Raw genomic sequence first — 23,572 nt, 5'->3', positions numbered from 1 at the left:
GCACGATATGGACAGACACCGTCATCGATGGGCAGGATGCCGGAATGGGATCAGACGACACCGGCGCGGGGCCCACGAGGTCCACCCGCCGTACCTTCCTGTCCGCCTCGGCCGCCGCCACCGCGGCGACCGCCGCCACCGTCGCGGTGCCCGCGCTCGCCGCGCCTGCCGCCGCCACCGACGCCGCGCCGGCCGGCCCCGGCCGCCCGGCTCGCCCCCAGCGGCCCGACCGCGAGCTGCGCGAGTTGCTGCGCCAGGTCGACCCCCGCCGGATCGAGGCGATCGTGCGCCGGCTGGCCGCGTTCGGCACCCGGCACACCCTCTCCAGCCAGGACGACCCCCAGCGGGGCATCGGCGCCGCCCGGGATTGGATCTACGCGCGATTGCAGGAGTACGCGGCCACCTCCGGCGGCCGGATGACAGTCGAACTCCAGTCGTACGTCCAGCAGCCGGCGTCGCGGATCCCCACCGCCACCCGGATCACCAACGTGGTGGCCACCCTGCGCGGCCAGAGTGCGCCGAACCGCACCTACGTGGTGACCGGCCACTACGACTCCCGAGTCAGCGACGTGATGGACGCCGTCAGCGACGCGCCCGGCGCCGACGACGACGCGTCCGGCGTGGCGGTGGTGCTGGAGCTGGCCCGACTGATGGCCACCCGGCCCACCGCCGCCACTGTGGTCTTCGCCGCGGTCGCCGCCGAGGAGCAGGGCCTGTACGGATCGGCGTACCTGGCCGCGCAGCTCAAGGCCGCCGGCGCGGACGTGCAGGGCATGTTCAGCGACGACATCGTGGGCAGCAGCACCGCCGACGACGGCACCCGCGACCCGTACGCGGTGCGCCTCTTCGCCGAGGGGGTGCCGACCGCCGAGACACCGGCGGAGGCCACCACCCGGCAGTCCGTCGGCGGCGAGAACGACTCACCGTCGCGGCAGCTCGCCCGGTTCGTCCGGGACGTGGCGGAGAACGACGCGACGGGCATGCGGGTGCGGGTGATCTATCGACGGGACCGCTACCTGCGCGGCAGCGACCACATCTCGTTCCTGCGTGAGGGCTGGCCGGCGGCGCGGTTCACCGAGCCGAACGAGGACTTCGCCCACCAGCACCAGGACGTCCGCGTGCAGGACGGCCAACAGTTCGGTGACCTGCCCGAGTTCTGCGACTTCGCGTACATCGCCCGGGTGGCCCGGGTCAACGGCGCGGCGCTGTGGTCGCTGGCCCAGGCCCCCGGCACGCCCAAGGGCGCGATCATCGTGACCACCGACCTGACCAACAACACCACGCTGCGCTGGCAGCGCGGCGACGAGCCGGGCCTGGCCGGCTACGAGGTGGTGTGGCGGGAGACCACTGCCGCCGAGTGGCAGCGGGTGATCGCGGTGGGTGACGTCACCGAGGTCAGCATCGACCTGTCCAAGGACAACGTCTTCTTCGGCATCCGCGCGGTAGACCGGAAAGGCCGCAGAAGCCCGGTGGCCTTCCCCCGCCCCGGCGCCTGACGCGTGTTGATCAAGAGGTTCGCGTCACGACACGGTGGCACGAACCTCTTGATCACGCGGGGGTGGGGGCGGTTATCGCCCAGCGTTCGTGGTCGCGCCACGCCCCGTCGATGAACAGGTAGTCCGGGGAGAAGCCCTCCAGACGGAAGCCGAGCTTGCGGGCCACCCGCCGCGACGGTTCGTTGCCCGGCTGGATGTTCGCCTCCAGGCGGTGCAGCCCCGCCGTCGTGAACGCGTGGTCGATCACCAGCGCGATGCCCGCCGAGGCGTGGCCGGTGCCGCTGTACGGCTCGAACGCCGCGTACCCGAGGAAACCGCCGCGCAGCGCGCCCAGCACGATGCCGCTGATGTTCACGTAGCCGGCGATGGCGCCGCTGGCCCGGTCGCAGATCAGGTAGCCGGCGCTGTCCCGGCGGCGGATGCGGCGCAGGTAGTTGTCGTACTCCTGCGGGCTCGTCGGCGCGGCCAGCCATGGATGGTGCAGGTCCCGGCTGCGCCGCGTGGCCGCCACGAACTCGTCGACGTCGGTGGGCCGGGGTCGCCGGATCGCGGCGGGACCACCGGTACGCAGGTATCTCACGGCGGACCACTCTGACCGACCGGCGCGGCCGTTGTCCAACCGGCACACCGCCCGAACCCGATGGCCAGCCCCGTTCACACCGAGCCCGCGCCTGCTTAGGATCGTCGGCATGGCAACGCGGCTCGTGCAGATCAACATGAAGGCTCGCGACGACGCCGCCCTGGGCGGTTTCTGGGCGAAGGTGCTCGGCTGGGGAATCTCCAGCGAGGGACCGGGTGTCACCAACCTCGAACCCGAGGGCTTCGTCTACCCCGACCCCGTCGCCGTGTGCGTCGACCTCGTCGTCTCCGCGGAACCCAAGACGGTGAAGAACCGCGTGCACCTCGACCTGGCGACCACCTCGGCGGAACACCAGGCGGAGGTGGTGGCGCGGCTGACGGGTCTCGGCGCGACCCTCGCGGACATCGGCCAGGGCGACGTGCCGTGGACGGTGATGGTCGACCCGGAGGGCAACGAGTTCTGCGTGCTGGACTCGCTCTACGAGGAGACCGGACCCATCGCCTCGGTGGTGGTCGACTGCGCGGATCCGCGTCTCATGGCCCGCTTCTGGGGCGAGGCCACGGACTGGACCGTGCACAAGGTGACCGACCACAGCGCGGTGCTGCGCTCGGCTCAGGGCGTCGGCCCGTACCTGCAGTTCCTCCGCACGCCCGACGTGAAGACGGTGTGGAACCGCGTCCATCTCGACGTCCGCCCCTACCCGGGCGACGACCTGGAGGCCGAGGCGGCCCGACTGCGGTCTCTCGGGGCCACCGACGCCGACCTGGGCGGGGGCAGCGTCCCGTGGACGGTCCTGGTCGACCCGGAGGGCAACGAGTTCTGCCTCCTCACGCCGGCCTGACCCGCACCCTCGTCATCCGCGCGGCGCGGCCGATGTTCGCCCCGGCGACCTTCGGCCGCACAAGTGCCGTAACGATGCGTGCTCAGCGCGCGGCGCGAACCGCCGAGACGAGCCCGCCCACGCCCTCGTCCTGCTGCGGCGGGGTGGGCACCGGACGCCCGTAGGCCGCAGCGCGCTCACGCAGGGTGAAGGTCTCCGCCTCCCAGCCGAGGCCGTCCAACCAGCCGACCGGGTCCTCCGGCATCTCCCAGACCCACATCGACGCCGCCGATCCCGAGGCGGCGTCCTCGCGGAAGCGTTCGACCACACCGCGCGAGCCCAGGGTGAGACCCATCCGGCTGCCCGCGGCGGACAGCGCGCCGACCCGTTCGAGCAGCGACTCCACCGCGTCCTGGGGTAGATAGATCAGCAGCCCCTCGGCGATCCACACGGTCGGCTGCGCCGGGTCGTGCCCCGCCGTGGCCAGGGCGCCGGGCCAGTCCTCGCGGAGGTCGACCGGGACGGTGATCCGCTCGCAGCGCGCGACGGCACGCTCCCGACGCAGCACCGCGGCCTTGAAGCCGAGCGGTTCGGCCGTGTCGACCTCGAACAACCGGGTGCCCGCAGGCCAGTCCATCCGGAAGGCCCTGCTGTCCATCCCGGCGCCGAGCAGCACGACCTGCCGAACGCCGGACTCGACCGCCCGATCCAGCAGGTCGTCCAGGAACTTCGTCCGGATGACGATCGAGAAGGCCACACCGAGCCAGCGACGTCGCGCCGCCTCGTCCGCGTGCGGGGGCGGCGGCGTCCCGGGGCCTCTCCCACCGGCGGTGGCGAACGCCAGCGCCAGCGGGTCCCGGAACAGCGGCTGCTCGCGTGCCGTCTCCATCGCCCGCACCCGGGCCACGCCCACGGCGGTGGCCCACACCCCGGACGGCTCGACCGGTCCCGCCGCGTCAGTCACGCGTCCAGCCTAGCCAGGCTCCCTGGCACCCCACATCGTGCACGTTCGAACCTCGAGCGCGACGAGAGCCCACCAGCTACGGCCATCCGCTTTGGCTGCCCGCCGTGTCGATCTGCTGGTGAGCGGTATACCTCACAGGTATGAATATGACTCTGAGGTATACCGCTCACGAGCGCACCCGCCCCCACGGCGGTGACCGACGGTCATCGCTGGCCACCGCCCCGCCGGGGTGAGGAATTAACCGCCTAGCGGCGCGTCAGCAGGCGGAACTCGGTGCCGTCGGGGTCGGCCAGCACCACCGCGTCCTCCCCCTCGGTGCCGACCGCTGTGGCGCCGAGGGAGAGCAGGCGGTCGACCTCGGCCTGCGGGTCGTCGCCGTCGTCGACGGCGAGGTCGAACGTCACCCGGTCCCTGGTCCCCTTGGGCATCAACGGCGGACCACCCCAGGCGATCTTCGGGCCGCCCAGGGGTGACTGGATGGCGGTCTCCTCGTCCTGGTCCCAGACCAGCGGCCATCCGAGCGCCTCGCTCCAGAAGTAGCCGACGGCCCGCGTTCCGTCGCAGGCCACATCACCGAGGAAGCCGCAGCCGGCGAGGAACACGCTGCCCGGCCCGAGGACGCAGAACTCGTTGCCCTCGGGGTCGGCGAGCACGACGTGGCTCTCCTCCGGGAGTTGGCCGACGTCGGTGTGCCGCGCGCCCAGCTCCAGTGCCCTGGCCACCGTCTGCCGCTGGTGTTCCGGCGAGTCGCTTGTCAGTTCGAGGTGTGCCGGGTTCTGCAGGACCTTCGGCTCCGGGATCCGCGGAAAGCGCAGCCGGAAGCCGGTCTTGTCGCCGGGCAGCACGAGGACGCCGTCGCGAGGGTCGTCGACCAGCTCCCGGCCCAGGATCGCGGACCAGAACCGTGCGACACGCAGGGGTTCGTTCGCGCCGAAACACACCGCGAAGAGGTGGCTTGCCATCGCTGCGCTCATCTCCGATCCGTGCAGGGGACAGCCCGGACGGGCCGGAGATCGGAGCCTACGGATCCCGCAGTGCCGCCCGCACCCGAGTTTTCGACGCGTCACCGCGGCGGCGGCGGTTGATCGACTCGACATCCTTGAAATCGGGGTGTCCCGGGCGCTCGGACACCCCGATTTCCGTGAAACGGAGTCGATCATCGCCCGCCGCGACGCTCCGGCGGATGCCGCGTACTGTTGCCGCGGAACTTCGTATCCCTGGTTCGAGAAACACGTCGCAGATGAACTCGGGACCTCGCCGTGAGCGAGGAGGAGGTGGCGGCTTCAGTTCACGCTGCCTACCGTACGGAGATCGACATGGACATCGGCCTCGGCCTACCCATCAGCGCACCGGCCCGCCTGCTCGACTGGGCCACCGCCGCCGAAGCACGCGGCTTCGACAGCCTCGCTCTGCTGGACCGCCTCACGTTCGACAATCCCGAACCGTTGACCGCCCTGGCGGTCCTCGCCGGCGCCACGACGCGCATCCGCCTCCAGACGGAAGTCCTGCTGGGCCCGCTGCGCGAGACCGCCCTGCTGGCCAAGCAGGTCGCCACCCTCGACCGGATGTCCGCCGGCCGGTTCGTCCTCGGCATCGGCGTCGGTGGTCGCGACGACGACCACGTCGCCGCCGGCACGCCGATCGGGCAGCGGGGTCGGCTGCTCGACGCGCAACTCACCGCCCTGCGCGAGATCTGGCGGGGCCAGCCGTATCGCGGGACGACGATCGGGCCGCGCCCCTTCACGCTCGGGGGGCCACCGCTGCTGATCGGAGGGTTCGCCGCGCCGGCACTGCGACGCGTGGGGCGCTACGCCGACGGGTTCGTCTGCGCAGCACCCCTGACCTGGGCCGGCCCCCTGGTCCGTACCGTGCAGGAGGGGTGGGAGGCGGCGGGCCGTGCGGGCCGGCCGCGCCTGGTGTGCCAGGTCAACGTGGCGGTCGGCCCGGCCGCCACGATCGACGAGGCGCGCGCCGCCATCGCCGGCTACTACGCGTTCACCGGCCGGCCGGGGTGGGGTGAGCCGCTGAGCGATCCGGCGCAGATCGCCGACACCGTGGCCGCGTACCGGGAGTTCGGCGCGGACGAACTGGTGTTGTACTGCTACGGCGCCGACCCCGGGCAGGTCGACATGCTCGCGGAAATCGTGCGCTGAGCCCCCGGATCGGGGCCGCCGCGTCGGCAGCACGCGCTGCGTCGACGCGGCGGCCCCGGTCGTTCAGTGACGCTTGGCGAAGGTGACGAAGGCACGCCAGGCGGCCGGGGCGACGACAAGCACCGGGCCGCTCGGGTCCCTGCTGTCGCGGACGCCCACCAGGCCGGGCAGGTTGTCGGCAACCTCGACGCAGTCGCCGGAGTTGCCGCTGCTGCGGGTGCTCCTGCACCAGATCGCGCCGGTCAGGTCCATGCCTCTGCCGCCTCCGAGATCATCCTGAGGGTCTGCCCGTGCGACATCGCCTCGGCCCCTACCGATTCCCACGACTGCCGCAGCGATGGTACGTCCGCGGGCCGCTCGACGACCGTCCCCTGTAGAGGATTGTCCAGATAGGCCACGTCGTCGCCGTCCGACGGGGCGGCGACCACGAAGGCCCCCGTTCATCGCCCCGGACTGACCCGCCGGGCGTACCACTGGGCCAGCCACGGGGTGAGCGCGACGAGGGCGACGGCGAGGGCGGTGATCACGGCCTGCCCGATCCGGCCCGGGGTGACGCCACCGGCGGGATCGAGCACGTAGTTGGCGTACCCGTTCGCGGCGGCGTCGGTCACCAGCACGGCGCAGCCCAGCGCGAGCCCCACCGGGCGGCGAGCCGCCAAGAGCAGTGCCGCCAACGGATCCCACAGGGTCAGGGACGCGAAGTAGACAGCGAGCCACCCGGGCAGGGCGAGCTGCGGTCGCAGCCCGGGGACCAGCACCTGAAGGATGTGCACGACGGCGCCGTAGGCGAAGACCAGCACGGCCGCCGACACGACCAGCCGGACCCGCAGGGGTACGCCGTGCCACCGACCGGTGCCCATCCGGCCAGTCTGCCGCAGCGGCGCGAGCGCCGAGCGAGCGGTCAGAGCGGCTCGGGAAGCGTCTGCTCCATCGGCATCGGCACCTGGAGGTACGTGACGCCGCGCATGTCCAGCCAGGCCCGGTCCGGCGCGCGGACCAGCCGCACCATCACCGACTCGCAGGACGGACAGCGCGCGACGAGGCCCGGGGCGTGCGAGTAGACGTGCAGGCTGGCTATCGAGCCGGTCATCCCGCAGTTCTCGCAGCGGCCCATCGCGGTGCTGAGGTCGACGGTGAACAGCTCGCGCATCGGGCCGTCGAGCATGTTGCCGTCCAGGTACGACATCTCGGTCATCGGGGTCTCCTCGACGTTGCGGGGCGGGCTCTCAGCCGGTGGGGCCGAAGCGTTCGGTCCTGATCCGCCGCGACGAGTGGCCCAGGCCCACCAGCAGATCGGCCACGGCCTCCACGAACCCGGTCGGGCCGCACACATAGGTGAGCGGTTCCAGGTCCGGCGGCCAGCCATGGGTGTTCACGTCGGCCAGTCCGACCCGGTGCGGCTCGCCGCGCCAGCCGTCGGGCGCCTCACGGGTGTACACGTACGCCACGTCGAGGCCGAAGTCGTCGCGGCCCCGGCGGCGCAGCTCGTCGGCGTAGATCACGTCCTGCGCCGTACGCACCGAGTAGATCAGCCGGAACGGCACCTTGCTGCCGACCGCTCGCCGCGCCCGGATCATCGCCATCAGCGGCACGATGCCGGAGCCACCCGCGACCAGCTGCACCGGTGCGGTGTCCTCCGACCGCCAGATGAACCAGCCACCGAGCGGTCCGCGGACCTCCACCGGGTCGCCGGCGCCGAAGACATCGATGAGGTACGGGGACACCTCGCCGTCGGGCACCCGCTGGACTGTCACCTCGATGCGCGGGCCACCGGGGCCGTCCACTGCCGGCCCGGCGATCGAGTACGACCGGGCGGCCTGGTAGCCGTCCGGCGCTGTCAACCGCACGTCGACGTGCTGTCCGGGCAGGTGCCCCGGCCAGTCCGGCACCTCCAGCACAAGCGTCTGCGCGGTCGCCGTCTCGACCCGGCGCTCCACCAGCCGCGCCACCTGCCACCTGATCGGCGCGCGGGCCGGGGTGCCCGTCGCCACGGCCCGCTCAGTCACCCTGGTACCGCTGCTCGCGCCACGGGTCGCCGTAGTCGTGGTAGCCGGCCGTCTCCCAGAATCCCGGCTCGTCCATCGTCTTGAGCCGGATGCCGCGCACCCACTTGGCGGACTTCCAGAAGTACAGGTGCGGCACCAGCAGCCGCGCCGGGCCGCCGTGCTCGGCCGGCAGCGGCGCGCCGTCGAAGGTGTGCGCCACCCAGGCCCGGCCGCCGCGCAGGTCGTCCAGCGGCAGGTTCGTCGTGTACCCGCCGTACGAGTGGGCGAGCGCGAAGTGCGCGCCGGTGTCCACGCCGTCGAGCAGGGTGTCCAGGGAGACGCCGGTCCAGGTGGTGCCGAGCTTCGACCAGTGGGTGACGCAGTGGATGTCGACCATCGGCGTCTCCTGTGGGAGCGCCATCAGCTCCTGCCACGACCACCGGTACTCGGTGCCGTTCTCGGCGGAGATGACGAACTCCCAGGTGTCCAGCGAGACCCGGGGTGTCGGGCCGGCCGACAGCACCGGAAAGTCCTCGGTCAGGTACTGGCCGGGTGGCAGGGCCGGCTCCTGCGTTCGAGGCCGACCCGAGAAGCCCGGTGACACGATTCCCATGGCACAGTCGTACCACCCGGGCCGGCCGGGGCGGGAGTTTTCCCGCGTACCCCCTCGTCGGCCCGGCGCGGCGTGGTCAGTGCCGCTCCGTGACGACCTCGCGCTGCTCGGGTGTGTCGCCCCGGGTGGCGCGCAGGCTGGTCAGGGTCACCACGATCAGCACGCCGATGATCACGCCGAGCGAGGCCAGGGTGGGGATCTGCGGCACGCTCGCCCAGATGCCGTGCGCCCAGTGCAGGCCCAGCTTCAGGCCGATGAACGCCAGGATGATCGCCAGGCCGTAGCTGAGGTGCACCAGCCGGCTCAGCGCCGCGTGCAGGACGAAGTAGAGCGCCCGCAGGCCGAGCAGGGCGAACGCGTTGGTGGCGAACACCAGGTACGGGTCCTCGGTGATGCCGTAGACGGCCGGCACCGAGTCGACGGCGAAGACCACGTCGGTGGCCAGCACCGCGACCACCACCAGGGCGAACGGGGTGAGTGCCCGCTTCGCGCCCTGTCGCACGGTCATCCGCGCGCCGTGGTACTCGTCGACCACCGGCATGATCCTGCGCAGCAGCTTCACCGAGCGCATCGTGTTGATGTCGACCTCCTGCTGGTGCCCGGAGAGGGCGTCGCGCAGCAGCTTCACCGCGGTGGCGATGAGGATGATCGCGAACAGCAGGAACGCGAAGTCGAGGGTCTGCAACGCCGCCGCGCCCAGGGCGATGAAGACCGCCCGCAGCACCAGCGCGCCGGCGATGCCGTAGAGCAGCACCCGCTGGGCGAGCACGACCGGCACCGCGAACGCGGCCAGCAGCAGCATGAAGACGAAGAGGTTGTCGACCGAGAGGGACTTCTCCACGAGGTAACCGGTCAGGTACTGCACGCCCTGCTCGGAGCCGTAGCGGGACCAGACCCAACCGCCGAACGCGAGCGGCAGCGCGACGTAGAACGCCGACCAGCCGAGCGCCTCCCGCATGGACACCTCGTGCGGCTTGCGCGTCACCAGGAAGTCCAGCACCAGCAGGAGCACCACGCCGGCGATGGTCAGCGCCCAGAGCGTGGGCGTACCCACCGACGACAGGTCGCTCGCCGCGGACAGGTATGACAATTCGGTCATGGGGTCTCCTCGAACACCGTGTCATGTTCGAGGTCTCCTTCACCCATCGAAGATGGGCAACCACCCGAGGCACGCCGGGCGTGCCGTACTGACCGGAATGGTTCGTGGGAAGTACTCCCCTCGCACGACAAGGTTAGGCCAGGCCCGATCGACACGCCAAGCCGGACGTCGATGGTTGCCCTGGCCAACCGCTGTGCGCCCGTACCGGTCAGGAGCGGCGCAACGTCGCGCCCGGCGCCATCGCCTGCTCCACGAGACCCCGGTAGTCACGCGGCAACTGGGTCGCCACGTCGTCGAACTCCCCGCCCGTGATCGCCTCGCGCAGGGTGGTGAACACCGCGCGGACGGCATCGCGCGCGGCCGGCTCCTGCACCCGGGCACGCAACGCGACGCGCGCCACGAACTCCGCCGCACCGAACCGGTCCGCCTGTTCGGTGCTCGGGCTCGGCTTGAGCACCAGTTGCAGCGGCTGCGGAAGCTGCGCGGCCAGGTCCAGCACCTCACCGCCGGTCAGCCGCTCGGCGAACGTCTCCAACACCGCCCGGGTCAGTTCGACCGCCTGCTCGGACGACGTCCGGGTGCGCTGGGAAACCTGATCGACGAAGGTGTCGTAGTTCATCGCGTACTCCCTCGGGCTTGTCGACGGCGCCTGCGGGTACCCGCGGCCGTGCCGTGGAAACGACGCCGCCTTTCTCCGCCGGCGCGGGCGATTTCCTCGCTCGGGTCGGCGTGAGCGGGCGGCGGGCGGGTAACCGCCGCCGGTCGTGACCACATCGATGCCCCGAGGGAGCCCCAGACATGGCGAGCTACGCGGACGTCCTGCAGTACCTGTCGAGCCTGGACTACCCGGCCGAGAAGGACGACGTGGTCCGCGAGGCCGAACGCGAGGGCGCCCCGCCGGACGTGCTGAAGGCGCTGCGCGCCCTGCCGCCCGTCGACTACGCCAACGGCAATGAGGTGGCCCGGTCCGCAGGCATCGAGGCCGCCCCCGAGGTGGGCCCCGCTCAACGCGCCGAGCAGGCCCGGGACAAGAAGCACAACCGGGTGTCGCAGCATCTGCGCGGCATCTGACCCGGCGGTGGCGGACCCGACCGTGAGCCGCCGATGACCGGCACCGGTCCGCTGTCCCGCCCCCCGGACGGGCACACCCCGGCGGCGACGCAGCTCGTCGTCGTGGCGGTGGCCGGCGTCATCGCCGGCTGCGCCTTCGCCCTGACACTGTCGCCGTCGCTCGCCCCACTGGCAGGCTGGGACGCCGCCGCGTTGAGCTGGCTGGTGCTGGTGTGGCGCAAGCTCTGGCCGATGGACGCCGCCCGCACCGCCCAACTCGCCGTGCACGAGGACCCCAACCGGGCCACCCGGGACGTGGTGCTGCTGATCGCCTGCCTCGCCAGCCTGCTGGCCGTCGGCCTCGTCGTGGCCAGCGCCCACGCGGCGCCGCCCGGCCTGCATCGTGACCTGTACGGCGGGCTGGGCGTCCTCAGCGTGCTGCTGTCCTGGCTGGTGGTGCACACAGTCTTCGCGGCCCGCTACGCCCGGATCTACTACACCGGCCCCGACGGCGGGGTGAACTTCAACCAGCCGGAACCGCCCCGGTACACGGACTTCGCGTACGTGGCGTTCACCATCGGAGCGACGTTCCAGGTCTCCGACACCAACCTGACCAGCAATGAGATGCGCCGTACGGTGCTGCGGCACTCGATGGTGTCGTACCTGTTCGGCGCGTTCATCATCGCCGTCACCGTGAACCTGCTGGCGGGACTGGCCCACTGAGCGCTCGACCGCGGCCCGGGGTTGGCACGGGGCGGGAGTTCGCCGGGACAGGCGGGCGCCCCGTGGCCACGAACCGCGACCGGGGGCGCCACGCAGGCCTGCCCAGGCGGTGAACCGCTCCCGAACCGGTCGCGGTCACCAGGCGGTGGACGGCCGCTCGAACCGAGCGGCCAGCACTGCCGGGTACAACCATACGACAGAACATCCTCCGTACGGTCAGTTTTTGCCGAACTGTGGGCCAGGGCACGTCAGGAGTGACCGGTCAGCTCCGCGTACCGGTGCTCCAGATCCACCCGTGCGAGGGCCCCCACCAGCCACGCCAGCTGTTCCGACTCGCCGCTGGCCAACCCGGCGAGGTCATCGGCCGAGCGGCCCAGTCCGAGCCGGCGGGCCGCCACCAGCGCCCGCCGGTCCGCGACGGGGGCCACCTCCCGCCACAACGCCTGCGCCTCGCGCAGAAACAGGTCGACGACCTGCTCGTCCACCCCGGGCAGGTCGGTGAGGAGCGACCGCTCGGCAGCCGGCTCGTGATGCGCCATCGCGCGCAACCGGCGCAGGTCACCCCGGTACCGCTCGACGACCGTCCGTGCCAGATCGCCCAGCACGTCGGCCAACGCGTCGACGTCACCGCGCTGCCCACTGTCGCGCAGCACCCGCACCCGGTCCCGGTGCAGCGACCGGGCCATCCGTGCGGCGCTGTCCCACCCCTCGTCGCGCAGCGCCCGCGCGCCGTCCAACGCCCGCCGGAAGTCACCCCGCCGGGCGAGCAGCACCGCCAGGTAGAGCACCTGGAACAGGCTCGCCGGATTGTTCGTCACCCGGAAGCCGTACTGCTCGGCGAAGCCCCGTCCACTGCCGGCCAGGCGGCGGGCCAGGCGTTTCCGGTCCTCCACGGGCGTGATCAGAGTCGTCGCCATGCCGGCGACTACCCGCGCCGCCGTCGGTCAACCGCCGCGTCCGGTCAGCCGTGCAGGCCCCCGGTGCGGTCGCGGGCCTTGAGTCGGGTGGTGGGCAGGGCGGGCGCCGGCAGCGGTGACGCCGCGTCGTCGGCCACGACCCCGAAACGCCGGCCGGCCATCCAGTCCTCCCGGGCGGCGGCGACCTCCTCGTGCGAGCGGCCCACGAAGTTCCACCACATGACCAGCGGCTCCTCGAACGGCGTACCGCCCAGCAGCAACAGCCGTGCCCCCGCACCGCCGCGCACTGTCACCTCACGTCGACCCGAACCCAGGTACAGCAGCGCTCCCGGCTCGAAACCCACCCCGGCGGCCTCCGCGGAGCCGGACATCGCCAGCACGGCGTACTCGAAATCGGGCCGCAACGGCAGTGTGGTCGGCGCCGACCCGCCCAGCTCGAGCTGCACGCCCACCAGCGGGGTGTGCACCACAGCAGGGGACCGCTGGCCGGCGAACTCGCCGACGAGCAGGGTCGCGTCCACGTCGCCGTCTCGCCAGCGTGGCAGGTCGGCGTGGTGGGCGAAGTCCGCGTCGCCCGCCCGCGCGGGGTCCGGCAGCGCCACCCAGAGCTGCACACCGTGCATGACCGGCGGGTGCGTGGCCGGCGACCGCTCCGAGTGGGCGATGCCGTGCCCGGAGGTCATGACGTTCAGCTGGCCGGGCCGGATCGCCTGGACGTTGCCGAGACTGTCCCGGTGAATGATCTCGCCGTCGAGCAGCCAGGTCACCGTCTGCAGACCCGTGTGCGGGTGCGGCGGCACCTCCATGCCGGGTCGCTGGGCCACGTCGTCCGGGCCGAAATGGTCCACGAAGCACCACGCGCCGACCATCCGCCGGGGCCGCTGCGGCAACAACCGCCGGACCGTCGTGTACCGCCCCAGCGGCACGTCGTGGCCCGGCAGCAGCACGCTGCCGGGATCGACGTCGGCCACGCCGGGCGGTCGGGTCTGTGCCAGCATCGATTCGGTACGCTCCACCGCCCGACTGTACGCTCGCGCCCTCCCCTGGCTGCGGCGCTTCCCGTCCGGGGTGACCGCCGACCCACCACATCGTGTCGGTAGATCCTGGACAGCTTCCGATCTCGGCTCGGGCCCGCGTAGCCCTTGCACCAGTTCCGGTCGCGACTTCGATGCCCTCTCACCAAGCCCGCCGCCGCCGGCCGGCCCCTGCGACACTCCGAGCGTCGAGATCTTGGACAGTTTCCGTTCGGCCCGAACGGAAACTGTCCAAGATTTGAAGCCAGACAGCGTGCGAGCCGGGCCAGGCGAGCCGCAACCGGCGTGAAGCCGAACCCTGCGCGCACGGCACTACGCCGAACCCTGCGCACGGCACGACGCCGCACCCTTCGGTAAGCCGGGCTTGGGCGCAGCCGGGCTCGGGCGGAACCAGGCCCGGGCGAAAGCCGGGCCGGGGCGAAGCCGGGCCGGGGCGAAGCCGGGCCGGGGCGGGCGGGGCAGGATGCGCCGGACATGCCGCTGGCCGGCACCCCGGGTTCGGGTGCCGGCCAGTCGGTTGGGATCGTGCGGTGGGTCAGCTGTTCCAGTGCTGGGCGACCAGGTCGGTGGCCTGCTGCTCCCACTGGGCGTAGGCGTCGGGGTAGGCGGAGACCTGTACGGTCTGCGCGGCCTCGGTCAGCGGCATGTCCTGCCAGCCGTCAACCTGCTTGAGGCCCTTGAGGAACGCGGTGGTGGAGTACTCCGGGTTGGTGATCTGCTCCGGGGTGCCCCAACCGGAGGAGGGGCGCTGCTGGAACAGGCCCAGCGAGTCGTGGTCGTTGGCGTCGCCGAGGTGGCCGAGGTTGTCGAGCTTCGACTCCTGCAGGCTGGTGGCGATGGAGATGATCGCGGCGCGTTCGGGCAGGCCGGCCTTCTTCGTGGCGGCGATGATCGCCTTGGCGTTGGCGGTCTGCTCGTCGTTGAGGTCGATGTGCGACTGGTCGCCCTGCGGCTTCGGCGCGCTGGTCTGCACGGCGACGGCGACCGGCTTGGCGTCGACCGGGTTGGCGTGGGCGGCGATCGGGCCGGCGAAGACACCACCGGCGAACGCGAGACCAGCAACCGACAGCATGCTCTTACGGAAGATCGTGTTCATGAGGGGTAGCTCCTTCGGGGGTAGGAACACCCACGCGACCGATGGGGGTCGGTCCGGCGCGGGTGTGAGCACCTCGTCCGGCGCTGCACAATTCACGGGGGAAAAGTCTGGGAGGCGGCGCCTGCGAGCGGGGCTTGCGGCACCGGGGGTGGCGGCCTGCGAGCGGTGGGCTCGTGGCGCCGGGACCGTGTGTAACGACCGTCGGGCCGGGGTGATTCCCGAGGCCGGCGGGTCAGTTCGCTGGCGGGTCGGCCGGGTGAGCGGGTGTGCGGCAGCAGATGGCCGTGCGGGCCGATCAGCCCCGCCGTGGTTACCGGATCTAGCGGGTGCGCTCGGCGGGCCTGCGGTCGTTCGGGGATCTGCAACCATCCGACCGGGCCGGCCATTCCCACCCCCACGACGGGGGCGGCGGGGCTGGCCGTGGTCCTGCGATCGTCAGGATGTGTAACGACCACCGGCTGGCCACGATTCCAGCCCGCGGATGCCGCCGGTCACACCCCATGATGCCGACAACCGGACATCCCACTCATCCGGCACGGTGCACACCGGTCACCGCGCCCAACTGACCCGCCGGGACGCGGGTCGGACGGCGGGGCTCGTACGGCGATCCACTCGGGTTCGGTGATATCGGGGTATCCGACGTGGGTTGTTACCGCGACATCGGCGAAGTCGAGTCGATCAAGGGAGGGGTTGGTGTCACCCCTCGAGGCGAGAGCGGACCTTTCCGGCACAGGCCCCCACCACGGCCTGCGCGTCGAGTCCCAGACTCTCGATGGCCACGAGCGCGGTGAACGCCACGTCGGCCAACTCGGCTGCCACGTCCTCGCGGGTGTGGGTGACACCCTTGCGCGGATTCTGCCCGAGCAGACCGATCCAGGCTGCGGATGCCTCCCCCGCCTCCTCGGTGAGCTTGAGGATGCGGCAGGTCAGTTCCGTCTGCCCGGTGCCGTTCGCCCCGTCCAGCCAGCTCCGCGCAGCCCGGGCCGCCGCCCAGATCGAGTCGTCCACGGCGACCAGTCAACCCGACGGCCCCGACCAACCACACACCCGGCCCGCACAATCGAGGGGCGCACCGCGCCGCCGGGCATCCTCCAGGTCACACGGCCGCCCACGGACGACTCGGGCTGGTCTGATCGGCCGGACAGGCGACTCTGACCGGCCGGTCAGCTCAGGCATTGACTCCTGTCGACGGCAGTCCTAGGTTCAGGACGCTACCGGCCGGTAGGCAACCGTCCCGCCTGGTCGCCCCGCAGGCGACATCCGTCCGATGGGGAGCATCGATGCTGTCCGTACCCATTCGCACCCTGCGCCGCCTGGTCGCCACCACCGCGACACTGACCCTCACCGTCGGGCTGCTCGGCGCCGCACCCAGCACCGCCGCCACATCCACCGCCGCCGGATCCACCGCCGCCGCAGCCGGCAACGCCGGCCACGACCCCCACGACGACCAGCCGCTGCCCGGCTACACCTTCCAGAACCCACCGCTGGCGCCGCTGGAGGTGGCCGGCAAACCCACGACGGTACGCCAGGGCGTGCACCGGCACGCCGCGTACATCATCGAAGTTCCCGCCCGATGGAACGGTGACCTCGTCGTGTGGGCGCACGGCTACCGTGGCCAGGGCACGGTGCTCTCGCCGGAGCCGCCGGCCTTCGAGCTACGCCAGCGGCTGCTGACGCAGGGGTACGCGTGGGCGTCGTCGTCGTACGACCGCAACGGCTTCGACATCCGCTCGGGGGTGCTGAGCACGAAAGACCTCGCCGACCACTTCGGGCGGATGGTGCGCAGACCCCACCGCACCTACCTGGCCGGAGTGTCGATGGGCGGGTACGTCATCGGGCGCTCGCTGGAGCAGTACCCCGGCTATTACGACGGAGCGCTGCCCATGTGCGGCGTGCTCGGTGACCAGACTCTGCTGGACTTCTATCTCGACTACAACCTGGTCGCGCAGGCCCTCGCGGGAGTGCGGGCCTACCCGACGCCTGCCGACTACCTGAGCAACGCCGTGCCGCGCATCCAGGTGGCGCTTGGGCTGGCGGGGCTCACGCCTACCGGTCCGGACACCACGACCGACCGGGGCAAGCAGTTGCGGGCCATCACCGTGAACCGGTCGGGCGGGCCACGGCCCGGCGCGGAGGCGGCCTTCGCGGTCTGGAAGGACTTCCTCTTCTCCATCGCGGTGACCGACGGCGGCGACTCCCCCGCCCAGCGGCCCAGCCAGATCTCCACAAACCTGCTGACCCGCTACACCCCGAACAGCCCCGTCACCGTCAACTCGTCCGTGCAGCGGGTGGCCCCGGAGAACATCGTGCAGCGGCTCCTGCCGACGCTGACCGAGGTGCCGAAGATCGCCGGGCGGCCGAGCGCCCCCGTGGTCAGCCTGCACGACCTGGGCGACATGTTCGTTCCGTTCAGCATGGAGCAGGCGTACGCCACAGACGTGGCACGCAACGGTCGCAGCCGGCTGGTGGTGCAGCGGGCCATCCGGGCCGCGCAGCACTGCGAGTTCAGCCCGGCCGAGGCCGGCGCCGCCTGGGACGACCTGGTGACCTGGGTACGCACCGGCGAGCGCCCGGCCGGCGACACGGTGACCGATCCGGGGGTGGTGGCCCGACCCGAGTACGGCTGCCGGTTCAGCGACCGGGCCGCGTACGCCGCCGGGCTGGGTACCCGCCGCCTGTACGCGGCCTGCTGAGGCAGCACCTTTCGGACACGACGACGCCGGCCGGCTCCCGAGTGGGGAACCGGCCGGCGTGTGCGTGTGGTGTCACCAGAGCTGCTGGACGACGTCCGCCGCCTGCTCCTCCCACTGCGCGTACGCGTAGGGGAAGGCGGAGACCTGCACGGTCTGCGCGGCGGCGGTCAGCGGCAGGTCCTGCCAGCCGCCCACGTTCTTGAGGGCGCTGAAGAACGCCGTGGCGGCGTACTCCGGGTCGGTGATCTGCTCGGGCGTGCCCCAACCGGACGACGGACGCTGCTGGAACAGGCCCTGCGAGTCGTGGTCGTTGTACGCGCCGAGGTGACCGAGGTTGTAGAGCTTCGACTCCTGCAACGACGTGGCGACGCCGATCACCGCGCCACGGTCGCCGACGCCTGTCTTCTTGGCCGCGTCCACGATCTTGCGGGCGTTGTCGAGCTGCGCGCCGTCGAGCGGGATGCGCGACTGGGCGCCCTCGATGCCGTGCGGGATCAGCTCGTCGCGGCTCGGCTTGCCGGCCGGCGGCTTGCCGGTGGCGGAGCCGGTGGTCAGCCCGGACTCGACGGGCTGCTCCTCGTGGTGCGCCGCGGTGGCGGCCTTGGCCGTGGTGGCCTTGCCGGTGGCGAGGTCGATGGCGGCGACGGCGCCCTGGTGCGGGCCGGAGGTGACCGGCGCGGCGGCCGCGGTCGGTGCGAGGGCCAGACCGCCGAGGGCAGCCACACCCGCCACGCTCAACGCGGTCTTGCGATACGAGTCCTTAGCGATGGCGGGGAGCCATCGAGTGAAGTCGGGCTTCACGATGGTTCCTTTCGATCGTGCGGAGCGCTCCGGGGTGAACGCTCCTCGGGAGATGACCGCGGAAAGGGGTTGGGCTCCGGCGGTACGGGGACACAACCGGGTTGACGTGTCGGTCATTCCGGAAATGCCGGGCAGCCGCGAGGTGCGGTCCTGGTCACCCCGGGGAAATGGGACGCGAGGGCTCAGCCCTCACCTAACGGGCGAAACTGTCAGCGCGAGGGCTCGCCGGACCAGACGAGAACGTGCCAGAGCTGCTTGAGGTGCTGAAGGGTGTCCGCGATCGGACCCCGATCCGCCCACCGCTCCGGTTCGGTCACCACCGACACCGCGCCCCGACCGATCAGCGCCGCGTCCACCGGGGCGCCCGGCCGGGCGAACTCCCGGTGCAGCCGAGCGGCCAGCACCGGGATCGCGGGGCCCCGGAACTCGGCGTCGACACGGTCGACGGCCAGCGTGAAGCCGGGGTGCCAGCGCAGCGGAAACCCGTAACGCTGGGCGATCGATTCCAGCGTCGCCCCGGTCGGGGTGCCGGCGAACGACGGATCCACCACCAGTTCCTCGACGTCGTGCGCGAGGTCGAGGGGGCCGTGGATCTGGGCCTCCACGTAGTCGTCGAGCGCGCGCCCGACCGTGGCCCGCGCGCTCGACGCCTCCAGCAACGTCCGCGCCAGGATGGCGACGTCCGTCCCGGACCGGCCCAGGCACTCGCCCGTGCCGGCGACGCCGGCCAGCAGTCCGGCGAGGACCGCCTCGAACGCATCGGCCGTACCCACCACGGTGGGGTCCAGGTGGCTGTCGCCGAGGCAGAAGGTCGCCCGGGCCAGCACCTCCGGGCGTAGCCGCAGGTGACAGGAGCCGAAGCGGGGACAGGCGCCGTCCGCGTGGTCGAGCAGGTTCAGTCCGCCGTACGTGGGCCGATCCGTCGGTGCCACCCCGGACCGCTGGTACGCGCCGCCGAACATCCGGTGTTCCCACCGGTCGCGGTCGCCACCCGGGTACGCGGTCAGCCCACCGTTGGAGATCCCCGTGACGAACTGACTGCGGTACACCCCGTCCTCGGCCAGCGCGGACGCGACGGCCCGCCCGTCGGCGCACAGGCGATCGGGGTGGAAGTTGACGGTGAGCCGGCCACGGTCGGCTGCCGCGGCGAGCAGTAGTTCCGGCCGGTGGCCGACGTCGGCGGCGACGAGTTCCCGTTCGATCGCGGCGAGCGCCGCGGGCCGCTCGACCACGGCCGACGACCGCACGTACGCGAGGGCAGCCACCTGCGCCGAGGTGAGGGCGGCGGCGCGGAGCCCACCCCGCTCAGACGTCGCCGTCATGTCCGGGGTCCACGGCTGCCGGCGTGCCCAGCTCCTCGAAGACGGTGATCTGCAGGTCCGCCGGGGCGTCCAGGCGGGAGTTCAGCGACTGCCACGGTGTACGCGTCGGCGGCGCGATCTCGCTCGCCCCGGCGGCGACCAGTCGGGCCGTGGCCGCCCGAGCGTCGTCCACCTCGAAGGCCACCCGGATGCGCGGAGCGACCTGCCGGCCCACCTCGACCTCGTCGATCATGCGCTTCTGGGCGGGGTTGGCGATCTCCAGGGTGGCCCGGCCGGCGTCCAGGATCACCACCCGGGCGTCCCCGTCACCGGTGAACGCCGCCTCCTCGGGCAGGCCCAGGGCGTCCCGGTAGAACGCCACCGCTGCCTCGTGGTCCGCTGCCTCCACGACGAGGCGCAGTTGACGGACGACGGGTACGGGGTGCTCGGCGACCATGCGCCGGATCTTAACAACGCCCGGGGCGCGTCCTGACGATCGTGTGGCGGCACATCGTTGACGAGGGCCGACAGTGATCGCCACATGGTTGACGCCTCAACCATTGGTAGACTCGTGGGCGTGACGGAGCCGCGCTGGTTGAACGAGCAGGAGCAGCGGGCGTGGCGCGGCCTGATGTTGATGGATGAGGGCCTGGCGGCTTTCATCGATCGCCGGCTCCGCACCGGCTGCGGCCTCTCGCACGCCGACTACCGGGTGCTGGCACACCTGTCGGAGGCGCCCGACGGGCGGCTGCGATCGTTCGAGCTCGGAGCTCTGCTGCACTGGGAGAAGAGCCGGCTGTCCCAACACCTCTCCCGCATGCAGGCACGCGACCTGGTGGTGCGTGAGCGCTCGGAGGTCGACCAGCGGGGGGCGACTGTCACCATCACCCCGCAGGGCATGGAGCTGATCACCACCGCCGCCCGGCAGCACGTCGCCGATGCCCGCGAAGCGGTTGTCGACCAGCTCACCCCCACCGAGCTGAAGACCCTGGCCACGATCACGGACAAGGTGCGCCGACGACTCGCTGCGCTGGATCCCGCCACGCGAGGCTGACCTCCTCCCGGCGGCTCTCCGACCCGGCCCCGCCACGAGCAACCCACCACGGCCCTGAGCACGCGCTCAGGGCCGTTCTGTGTATCTCACCCGGCACCCGTCCGAGGGAGGCCGGGCTCACACCGCCACCGCCACACTTTGGTTGATGCGTTAACCAGATCGCCGTACGCTTTGGTTCACACGTCAACCGAATCGAGGCCTACCATGAGTTCCGTTCCGAGCGATGTCACCAGCTCCGGGGAGCACCGGCTCAGCCGCCTGGACGAGCAGGGGAAGCACACGCTGTTCACCGGTGCCCGCACGGCCAACACCTTCGCCGAGACCCCGGTGACCGACGCCGAGCTGACCGACATCTGGGAGCTGGCCAAGTGGGCGCCGACCTCTGCCAACTCACAGCCGCTGCGGGTGCTGTTCGTGCGCGAGGGCGAGGGCCGCAACCGGCTCGTGAAACACATGGACGAGGGCAACCGAGCCAAGACGGCCGCTGCCCCCGCGGTCGCCGTACTGGCCATGGACACCCGGTTCCACGAGTACATCCCGGCCCTCCTGCCGCACAAGCCGGAGCTGAAGGACGTCTTCGCGGGCAACGACGATCTGCGCGTGGGAAGCGCCTCGTTCAACGCGACGCTCCAAACCGGCTACTTCATCCTCGCCGTCCGCGCTCAGGGACTGGCGGCCGGGCCGATGAGCGGTTTCGACACCGCGGCCGTCGACGCCGAGTTCTTCCCGGACGGCCGGTTCCACTCGATCCTGGTGGTCAACATCGGCCACCCGGGCAGGGACCCCTGGTACGCCCGCCTCCCCCGCCTCGGCAACGACGACGTGTTGCAGTGGGTCTGAACAAGCTCGGGCTTTCCCAACCCCGCACCTAGGCTGACAGTCGGGAAGGGAGCGACGATGGTCGAGACGTACGGCGACGACGCGTACCTGCTGCGCCCGGTCGGTCGGGTCGCCTCGCCGCTGACCGACGCGGCGAGTGCGCCCCGGCAGGGCGACGAGGGGGCGCCGACGGCGTGGCTGATCTTCGAGCCGCGGGTCGAGCGGGCCCTGAGCGACCTGTCGGCCGGCGCGGAGCTGCTGGTGCTGACCTGGTTGGACCGCGCCCGGCGCGACGTGCTGACCGTGCACCCGCGCGGAGACGAGACCCGCCCCCGCACGGGCGTGTTCAGCACCCGCTCCCCGCACCGGCCCAACCCGATCGGACTGCACCGGGTGCGGGTGCTGGCGGTGGACGGGCTGCGCGTCGAGGTGGCCGACCTGGAGGCCCTGGACGGCACACCCGTCCTGGACGTCAAGCCGGTGCTGGGCGCCGCCGACGAACGTTGAGCCGCAGGGCCAGCCCGCCCGCGACCCGCAGCACGACCGCAACACGCAGCCCGGCCGACCTGCCACCGTCAGTGCCCGCGTGCCAGCCACTCCGGTAGGTGCGGGGCCTCCGCGCCGATCGTGGTGTCGTCGCCGTGCCCGGTGTGCACGACCGTCTCCGAGGGCAGGGTCAGCAGCCGGGTCCGGATCGACTGCACGATGGTGTCGAAGTCGCTGTACGAGCGACCGGTCGCGCCCGGCCCACCCTGGAACAGGGTGTCGCCGGTGAACACCGCCGAAAGGTCCGGGGCGTGGAAGCTGCACGCGCCGGGACTGTGCCCGGGGGTGTGCAGCACCCACAGCGCGGTGCCGGCCACCTCGATGCTCTGCCCGTCCCACAACTCGCCGTGTGGCGGCAGGTGGGGGTGGACCAGGTCCCAGAGCACCCGGTCGGCGGCGTGCAGCAGCACCGGAGCGCCGGTGGCCTCGGCCAGTTCGGGGGCCACTCGTACGTGGTCGTCGTGGGCGTGGGTGGCCAGGATGGCCCGGACCCGACGGTCGCCCACCAGCGCGAGGATCGCGGCCACGTCGTGTGGCGCGTCGAGGATGACGCACTCCTCGTCGTCGCCGATCACCCAGACGTTGTTGTCGACCTCGAACGTCTGCCCGTCCAGGGAGAACGTGCCGGAGGTGACCGCGTGGTCGACCCGAGCGGTCATCAGAACACCACCACCGAGCGGAGCACGTCGCCGTGGTGCATCCGGTCGAAGGCGTTCTCGACCTGGTCGAGGGCGATCTCCTCGGTGACGAAGGCGTCCAGGTCGAGACGACCCTGCAGGTACAGCTCGGTGAGCATCGGGAAGTCCCGGCTGGGCAGGCAGTCGCCGTACCAGCTGGACTTGAGGGCGCCGCCACGCCCGAAGACGTCCAGCAGCGGCAACTCGACCTGCATCTGCGGCGTCGGCACGCCGACCAGCACCACGGTGCCGGCGAGGTCCCGGGCGTAGAACGCCTGCTTCCAGGTCTCCGGTCGACCCACCGCGTCGATCACCACGTCGGCGCCGAAGCCGCCGGTGGCGGCACGGATCGCCTCGACCGGGTCGGTCTCGGAGGCGTTCACGGTGTGGGTGGCGCCGAACTTCCGGGCCCAGTCCAGCTTCCGGCTGTCGGTGTCCACCGCGACGATCGTGGTGGCGCCGGCGAGGGCCGCGCCGACGACCGCCGCGTCCCCGACACCGCCGCAGCCGATCACCGCGACCGAGTCGCCGCGGGTCACGTTGCCGGTGTTCATCGCCGCGCCCAGCCCGGCCATCACGCCGCAGCCGAGCAGGCCCACGGCGGCCGGCCGGGCGGCAGGGTTCACCTTCGTGCACTGGCCGGCGTGCACGAGCGTCTTCTCGGCGAACGCGCCGATGCCCAGCGCCGGGGCGAGTTCCGTGCCGTCGGTGAGGGTCATCCGCTGCGCGGCGTTGTGCGTGTTGAAGCAGTACCAGGGCCGACCACGGCGGCACGCCCGGCAGACCCCACAGACCGCCCGCCAGTTGAGCACCACGAAGTCGCCCGGGGCGACGTCGGTGACGCCGTCGCCCACCTGCTCGACGACCCCCGCCGCCTCGTGCCCGAGCAGGAACGGGTAGTCGTCGTTGATGCCACCCTCGCGGTAGTGCAGGTCCGTGTGGCAGACCCCGCAGGACTGGATCCGGACGATCGCCTCACCGGGGCCGGGATCGGGCACGATGATGGTGGTGACCTCGACCGGCGCGCCCTTGCTGCGGGAGATAACTCCCCGGACTTCCTGGCTCACTTCGCCTCCTGCTGGTGGTGTGCGGCGGGACCGGACGCCGGGCAGGCGGGTGAACCGGGCTCGGCGGTGGGCCCCCGGCGAACC

The 23,572-nt window shown here is 71.9% G+C and carries 29 protein-coding genes; 9 read left to right on the top strand and 20 right to left on the bottom strand.

The genetic code is table 11. The features are described from left to right. The first annotated feature begins 44 nt into the window (after positions 1 to 44). Entirely contained in the window at positions 45 to 1,496 is a 1,452-nt protein-coding gene (locus AB0K10_RS20155; protein ID WP_363685512.1) for a M20/M25/M40 family metallo-hydrolase, read from the top strand. Between the two features lie 52 nt (positions 1,497 to 1,548). Here the strand turns inward: AB0K10_RS20155 and AB0K10_RS20150 are convergent, their stop codons facing one another. Further along, the gene (locus AB0K10_RS20150) at positions 1,549 to 2,076 is read right to left on the bottom strand and encodes a GNAT family protein (protein WP_363685510.1); all 528 of its coding nucleotides are present in this window, start codon (positions 2,074 to 2,076) and stop codon (positions 1,549 to 1,551) included. A gap of 109 nt (positions 2,077 to 2,185) precedes the next feature. On the opposite strand from AB0K10_RS20150, the gene AB0K10_RS20145 reads away from it, so the two are divergent. Next, positions 2,186 to 2,917, top strand: coding sequence for a VOC family protein (locus tag AB0K10_RS20145; RefSeq protein WP_363685508.1), 732 nt, complete (start codon positions 2,186 to 2,188; stop codon positions 2,915 to 2,917). An 82-nt stretch (positions 2,918 to 2,999) separates the two neighbouring features. On the opposite strand, the gene AB0K10_RS20140 is transcribed toward AB0K10_RS20145, so the two are convergent. After that, positions 3,000 to 3,860, bottom strand: a complete 861-nt coding sequence (locus AB0K10_RS20140) for a class I SAM-dependent methyltransferase (RefSeq protein WP_363685506.1) — start codon at positions 3,858 to 3,860, stop codon at positions 3,000 to 3,002. Between the two features lie 245 nt (positions 3,861 to 4,105). Continuing rightward, positions 4,106 to 4,822, bottom strand: a complete 717-nt coding sequence (locus tag AB0K10_RS20135; RefSeq protein ID WP_363685745.1) for a VOC family protein — start codon at positions 4,820 to 4,822, stop codon at positions 4,106 to 4,108. Between the two features lie 297 nt (positions 4,823 to 5,119). On the opposite strand from AB0K10_RS20135, the gene AB0K10_RS20130 reads away from it, so the two are divergent. Next, positions 5,120 to 6,013 (top strand): LLM class flavin-dependent oxidoreductase, encoded by an 894-nt coding sequence (locus AB0K10_RS20130; RefSeq protein ID WP_363685504.1) that lies wholly within the window; start codon positions 5,120 to 5,122, stop codon positions 6,011 to 6,013. 63 nt (positions 6,014 to 6,076) lie between these two features. Here the strand turns inward: AB0K10_RS20130 and AB0K10_RS20125 are convergent, their stop codons facing one another. From AB0K10_RS20125 to AB0K10_RS20090, 8 genes are all read right to left on the bottom strand, one after another. Next, entirely contained in the window at positions 6,077 to 6,265 is a 189-nt protein-coding gene (locus AB0K10_RS20125) for a DUF397 domain-containing protein (RefSeq protein ID WP_363685502.1), read from the bottom strand. Continuing rightward, the gene (locus tag AB0K10_RS20120) at positions 6,256 to 6,441 is read right to left on the bottom strand and encodes a Scr1 family TA system antitoxin-like transcriptional regulator (protein ID WP_363685500.1); all 186 of its coding nucleotides are present in this window, start codon (positions 6,439 to 6,441) and stop codon (positions 6,256 to 6,258) included. Before AB0K10_RS20120 ends, AB0K10_RS20125 begins: the two co-directional genes overlap by 10 nt. A 12-nt stretch (positions 6,442 to 6,453) precedes the next feature. Then, on the bottom strand, positions 6,454 to 6,873 hold the full coding sequence (locus AB0K10_RS20115) for a hypothetical protein (protein WP_363685498.1): 420 nt from the start codon (positions 6,871 to 6,873) through the stop codon (positions 6,454 to 6,456). 41 nt (positions 6,874 to 6,914) lie between these two features. Continuing rightward, positions 6,915 to 7,208, bottom strand: coding sequence for a DUF6510 family protein (locus tag AB0K10_RS20110; protein WP_363685496.1), 294 nt, complete (start codon positions 7,206 to 7,208; stop codon positions 6,915 to 6,917). Positions 7,209 to 7,239: 31 nt separating this feature from the next. Continuing rightward, positions 7,240 to 8,004 (bottom strand): ferredoxin reductase, encoded by a 765-nt coding sequence (locus AB0K10_RS20105; RefSeq protein ID WP_363685743.1) that lies wholly within the window; start codon positions 8,002 to 8,004, stop codon positions 7,240 to 7,242. Between the two features lie 7 nt (positions 8,005 to 8,011). After that, entirely contained in the window at positions 8,012 to 8,611 is a 600-nt protein-coding gene (locus AB0K10_RS20100; protein ID WP_363685494.1) for a sulfite oxidase-like oxidoreductase, read from the bottom strand. A gap of 76 nt (positions 8,612 to 8,687) precedes the next feature. After that, entirely contained in the window at positions 8,688 to 9,710 is a 1,023-nt protein-coding gene (locus tag AB0K10_RS20095; RefSeq protein WP_363685492.1) for a TerC/Alx family metal homeostasis membrane protein, read from the bottom strand. A 208-nt stretch (positions 9,711 to 9,918) separates the two neighbouring features. Beyond that, entirely contained in the window at positions 9,919 to 10,329 is a 411-nt protein-coding gene (locus tag AB0K10_RS20090) for a DUF2267 domain-containing protein (RefSeq protein WP_363685490.1), read from the bottom strand. Between the two features lie 179 nt (positions 10,330 to 10,508). Between AB0K10_RS20090 and AB0K10_RS20085 the strand changes: the two genes are divergently transcribed. Both AB0K10_RS20085 and AB0K10_RS20080 read left to right on the top strand, forming a co-directional pair. Continuing rightward, a complete protein-coding gene (locus tag AB0K10_RS20085; protein WP_363685488.1) occupies positions 10,509 to 10,781 on the top strand; it encodes a DUF2795 domain-containing protein in 273 nt (90 codons plus the stop codon). A 33-nt stretch (positions 10,782 to 10,814) separates the two neighbouring features. Further along, positions 10,815 to 11,483, top strand: coding sequence for a DUF1345 domain-containing protein (locus tag AB0K10_RS20080; RefSeq protein ID WP_363685486.1), 669 nt, complete (start codon positions 10,815 to 10,817; stop codon positions 11,481 to 11,483). Between the two features lie 248 nt (positions 11,484 to 11,731). Here the strand turns inward: AB0K10_RS20080 and AB0K10_RS20075 are convergent, their stop codons facing one another. The 4 genes from AB0K10_RS20075 to AB0K10_RS20060 all read right to left on the bottom strand — a co-directional run bounded on the left by AB0K10_RS20075 (position 11,732) and on the right by AB0K10_RS20060 (position 15,538). Continuing rightward, entirely contained in the window at positions 11,732 to 12,400 is a 669-nt protein-coding gene (locus tag AB0K10_RS20075) for a hypothetical protein (protein ID WP_363685484.1), read from the bottom strand. A 44-nt stretch (positions 12,401 to 12,444) separates the two neighbouring features. After that, positions 12,445 to 13,416 carry a pirin family protein gene (locus AB0K10_RS20070; protein WP_363685482.1) on the bottom strand — a complete coding sequence of 324 codons (972 nt, stop codon included), beginning with the start codon at positions 13,414 to 13,416 and terminating at the stop codon, positions 12,445 to 12,447. A 553-nt stretch (positions 13,417 to 13,969) separates the two neighbouring features. Beyond that, positions 13,970 to 14,530 carry a hypothetical protein gene (locus AB0K10_RS20065; protein WP_363685480.1) on the bottom strand — a complete coding sequence of 187 codons (561 nt, stop codon included), beginning with the start codon at positions 14,528 to 14,530 and terminating at the stop codon, positions 13,970 to 13,972. A 696-nt stretch (positions 14,531 to 15,226) separates the two neighbouring features. Continuing rightward, positions 15,227 to 15,538: a MazG-like family protein gene (locus AB0K10_RS20060; protein ID WP_363685479.1), complete on the bottom strand. Its 312-nt coding sequence runs from the start codon at positions 15,536 to 15,538 to the stop codon at positions 15,227 to 15,229. A 272-nt stretch (positions 15,539 to 15,810) separates the two neighbouring features. Between AB0K10_RS20060 and AB0K10_RS20055 the strand changes: the two genes are divergently transcribed. Further along, positions 15,811 to 17,223 carry a hypothetical protein gene (locus tag AB0K10_RS20055; RefSeq protein WP_363685477.1) on the top strand — a complete coding sequence of 471 codons (1,413 nt, stop codon included), beginning with the start codon at positions 15,811 to 15,813 and terminating at the stop codon, positions 17,221 to 17,223. 72 nt (positions 17,224 to 17,295) lie between these two features. Here the strand turns inward: AB0K10_RS20055 and AB0K10_RS20050 are convergent, their stop codons facing one another. From AB0K10_RS20050 to AB0K10_RS20040, 3 genes are all read right to left on the bottom strand, one after another. Next, a complete protein-coding gene (locus AB0K10_RS20050; protein ID WP_363685475.1) occupies positions 17,296 to 18,024 on the bottom strand; it encodes a hypothetical protein in 729 nt (242 codons plus the stop codon). 209 nt (positions 18,025 to 18,233) lie between these two features. Then, positions 18,234 to 19,346, bottom strand: coding sequence for a DUF3626 domain-containing protein (locus tag AB0K10_RS20045; RefSeq protein WP_363685473.1), 1,113 nt, complete (start codon positions 19,344 to 19,346; stop codon positions 18,234 to 18,236). Next, a complete protein-coding gene (locus AB0K10_RS20040; RefSeq protein ID WP_363685471.1) occupies positions 19,330 to 19,782 on the bottom strand; it encodes a VOC family protein in 453 nt (150 codons plus the stop codon). Before AB0K10_RS20040 ends, AB0K10_RS20045 begins: the two co-directional genes overlap by 17 nt. 120 nt (positions 19,783 to 19,902) lie before the next feature. Here AB0K10_RS20040 and AB0K10_RS20035 point away from each other — a divergent pair, with 120 nt between their 5' ends. The 3 genes from AB0K10_RS20035 (at position 19,903) to tsaA (ending at position 21,705) form a co-directional block, all read left to right on the top strand. Continuing rightward, a complete protein-coding gene (locus tag AB0K10_RS20035; protein WP_363685469.1) occupies positions 19,903 to 20,379 on the top strand; it encodes a MarR family winged helix-turn-helix transcriptional regulator in 477 nt (158 codons plus the stop codon). 204 nt (positions 20,380 to 20,583) lie between these two features. Next, positions 20,584 to 21,219, top strand: coding sequence for a malonic semialdehyde reductase (locus AB0K10_RS20030; RefSeq protein ID WP_363685467.1), 636 nt, complete (start codon positions 20,584 to 20,586; stop codon positions 21,217 to 21,219). Positions 21,220 to 21,276: 57 nt separating this feature from the next. Next, positions 21,277 to 21,705: a tRNA (N6-threonylcarbamoyladenosine(37)-N6)-methyltransferase TrmO gene (tsaA, locus tag AB0K10_RS20025; RefSeq protein ID WP_363685465.1), complete on the top strand. Its 429-nt coding sequence runs from the start codon at positions 21,277 to 21,279 to the stop codon at positions 21,703 to 21,705. Between the two features lie 68 nt (positions 21,706 to 21,773). Here the strand turns inward: tsaA and AB0K10_RS20020 are convergent, their stop codons facing one another. After that, positions 21,774 to 22,403, bottom strand: a complete 630-nt coding sequence (locus AB0K10_RS20020) for an MBL fold metallo-hydrolase (RefSeq protein ID WP_363685463.1) — start codon at positions 22,401 to 22,403, stop codon at positions 21,774 to 21,776. After that, on the bottom strand, positions 22,403 to 23,488 hold the full coding sequence (locus AB0K10_RS20015; protein WP_363685461.1) for an S-(hydroxymethyl)mycothiol dehydrogenase: 1,086 nt from the start codon (positions 23,486 to 23,488) through the stop codon (positions 22,403 to 22,405). Before AB0K10_RS20015 ends, AB0K10_RS20020 begins: the two co-directional genes overlap by 1 nt. Positions 23,489 to 23,572: the final 84 nt, after the last annotated feature.

Source organism: Micromonospora sp. NPDC049274, from assembly GCF_040678875.1.
GTDB lineage: Bacteria > Actinomycetota > Actinomycetes > Mycobacteriales > Micromonosporaceae > Micromonospora.
Note: the sequence above shows the minus strand (reverse complement) of the source record. Positions and strands in the feature narration are given on the sequence as shown.

What these genes read in the sequence shown, in the direction of transcription:
- AB0K10_RS20155 (WP_363685512.1), top strand. Translation starts at nt 45, where the DNA reads ATGGGATCAGACGACACCGGCGCGGGGCCCACGAGGTCCACCCGCCGT.
- AB0K10_RS20145 (WP_363685508.1), top strand. Translation starts at nt 2,186, where the DNA reads ATGGCAACGCGGCTCGTGCAGATCAACATGAAGGCTCGCGACGACGCC.
- AB0K10_RS20135 (WP_363685745.1), bottom strand. Translation starts at nt 4,822, where the DNA reads ATGGCAAGCCACCTCTTCGCGGTGTGTTTCGGCGCGAACGAACCCCTG.
- AB0K10_RS20125 (WP_363685502.1), bottom strand. Translation starts at nt 6,265, where the DNA reads ATGGACCTGACCGGCGCGATCTGGTGCAGGAGCACCCGCAGCAGCGGC.
- AB0K10_RS20115 (WP_363685498.1), bottom strand. Translation starts at nt 6,873, where the DNA reads ATGGGCACCGGTCGGTGGCACGGCGTACCCCTGCGGGTCCGGCTGGTC.
- AB0K10_RS20110 (WP_363685496.1), bottom strand. Translation starts at nt 7,208, where the DNA reads ATGACCGAGATGTCGTACCTGGACGGCAACATGCTCGACGGCCCGATG.
- AB0K10_RS20100 (WP_363685494.1), bottom strand. Translation starts at nt 8,611, where the DNA reads ATGGGAATCGTGTCACCGGGCTTCTCGGGTCGGCCTCGAACGCAGGAG.
- AB0K10_RS20095 (WP_363685492.1), bottom strand. Translation starts at nt 9,710, where the DNA reads ATGACCGAATTGTCATACCTGTCCGCGGCGAGCGACCTGTCGTCGGTG.
- AB0K10_RS20090 (WP_363685490.1), bottom strand. Translation starts at nt 10,329, where the DNA reads ATGAACTACGACACCTTCGTCGATCAGGTTTCCCAGCGCACCCGGACG.
- AB0K10_RS20085 (WP_363685488.1), top strand. Translation starts at nt 10,509, where the DNA reads ATGGCGAGCTACGCGGACGTCCTGCAGTACCTGTCGAGCCTGGACTAC.
- AB0K10_RS20080 (WP_363685486.1), top strand. Translation starts at nt 10,815, where the DNA reads ATGACCGGCACCGGTCCGCTGTCCCGCCCCCCGGACGGGCACACCCCG.
- AB0K10_RS20075 (WP_363685484.1), bottom strand. Translation starts at nt 12,400, where the DNA reads ATGGCGACGACTCTGATCACGCCCGTGGAGGACCGGAAACGCCTGGCC.
- AB0K10_RS20065 (WP_363685480.1), bottom strand. Translation starts at nt 14,530, where the DNA reads ATGAACACGATCTTCCGTAAGAGCATGCTGTCGGTTGCTGGTCTCGCG.
- AB0K10_RS20055 (WP_363685477.1), top strand. Translation starts at nt 15,811, where the DNA reads ATGCTGTCCGTACCCATTCGCACCCTGCGCCGCCTGGTCGCCACCACC.
- AB0K10_RS20045 (WP_363685473.1), bottom strand. Translation starts at nt 19,346, where the DNA reads ATGACGGCGACGTCTGAGCGGGGTGGGCTCCGCGCCGCCGCCCTCACC.
- AB0K10_RS20040 (WP_363685471.1), bottom strand. Translation starts at nt 19,782, where the DNA reads ATGGTCGCCGAGCACCCCGTACCCGTCGTCCGTCAACTGCGCCTCGTC.
- AB0K10_RS20030 (WP_363685467.1), top strand. Translation starts at nt 20,584, where the DNA reads ATGAGTTCCGTTCCGAGCGATGTCACCAGCTCCGGGGAGCACCGGCTC.
- tsaA (WP_363685465.1), top strand. Translation starts at nt 21,277, where the DNA reads ATGGTCGAGACGTACGGCGACGACGCGTACCTGCTGCGCCCGGTCGGT.
- AB0K10_RS20020 (WP_363685463.1), bottom strand. Translation starts at nt 22,403, where the DNA reads ATGACCGCTCGGGTCGACCACGCGGTCACCTCCGGCACGTTCTCCCTG.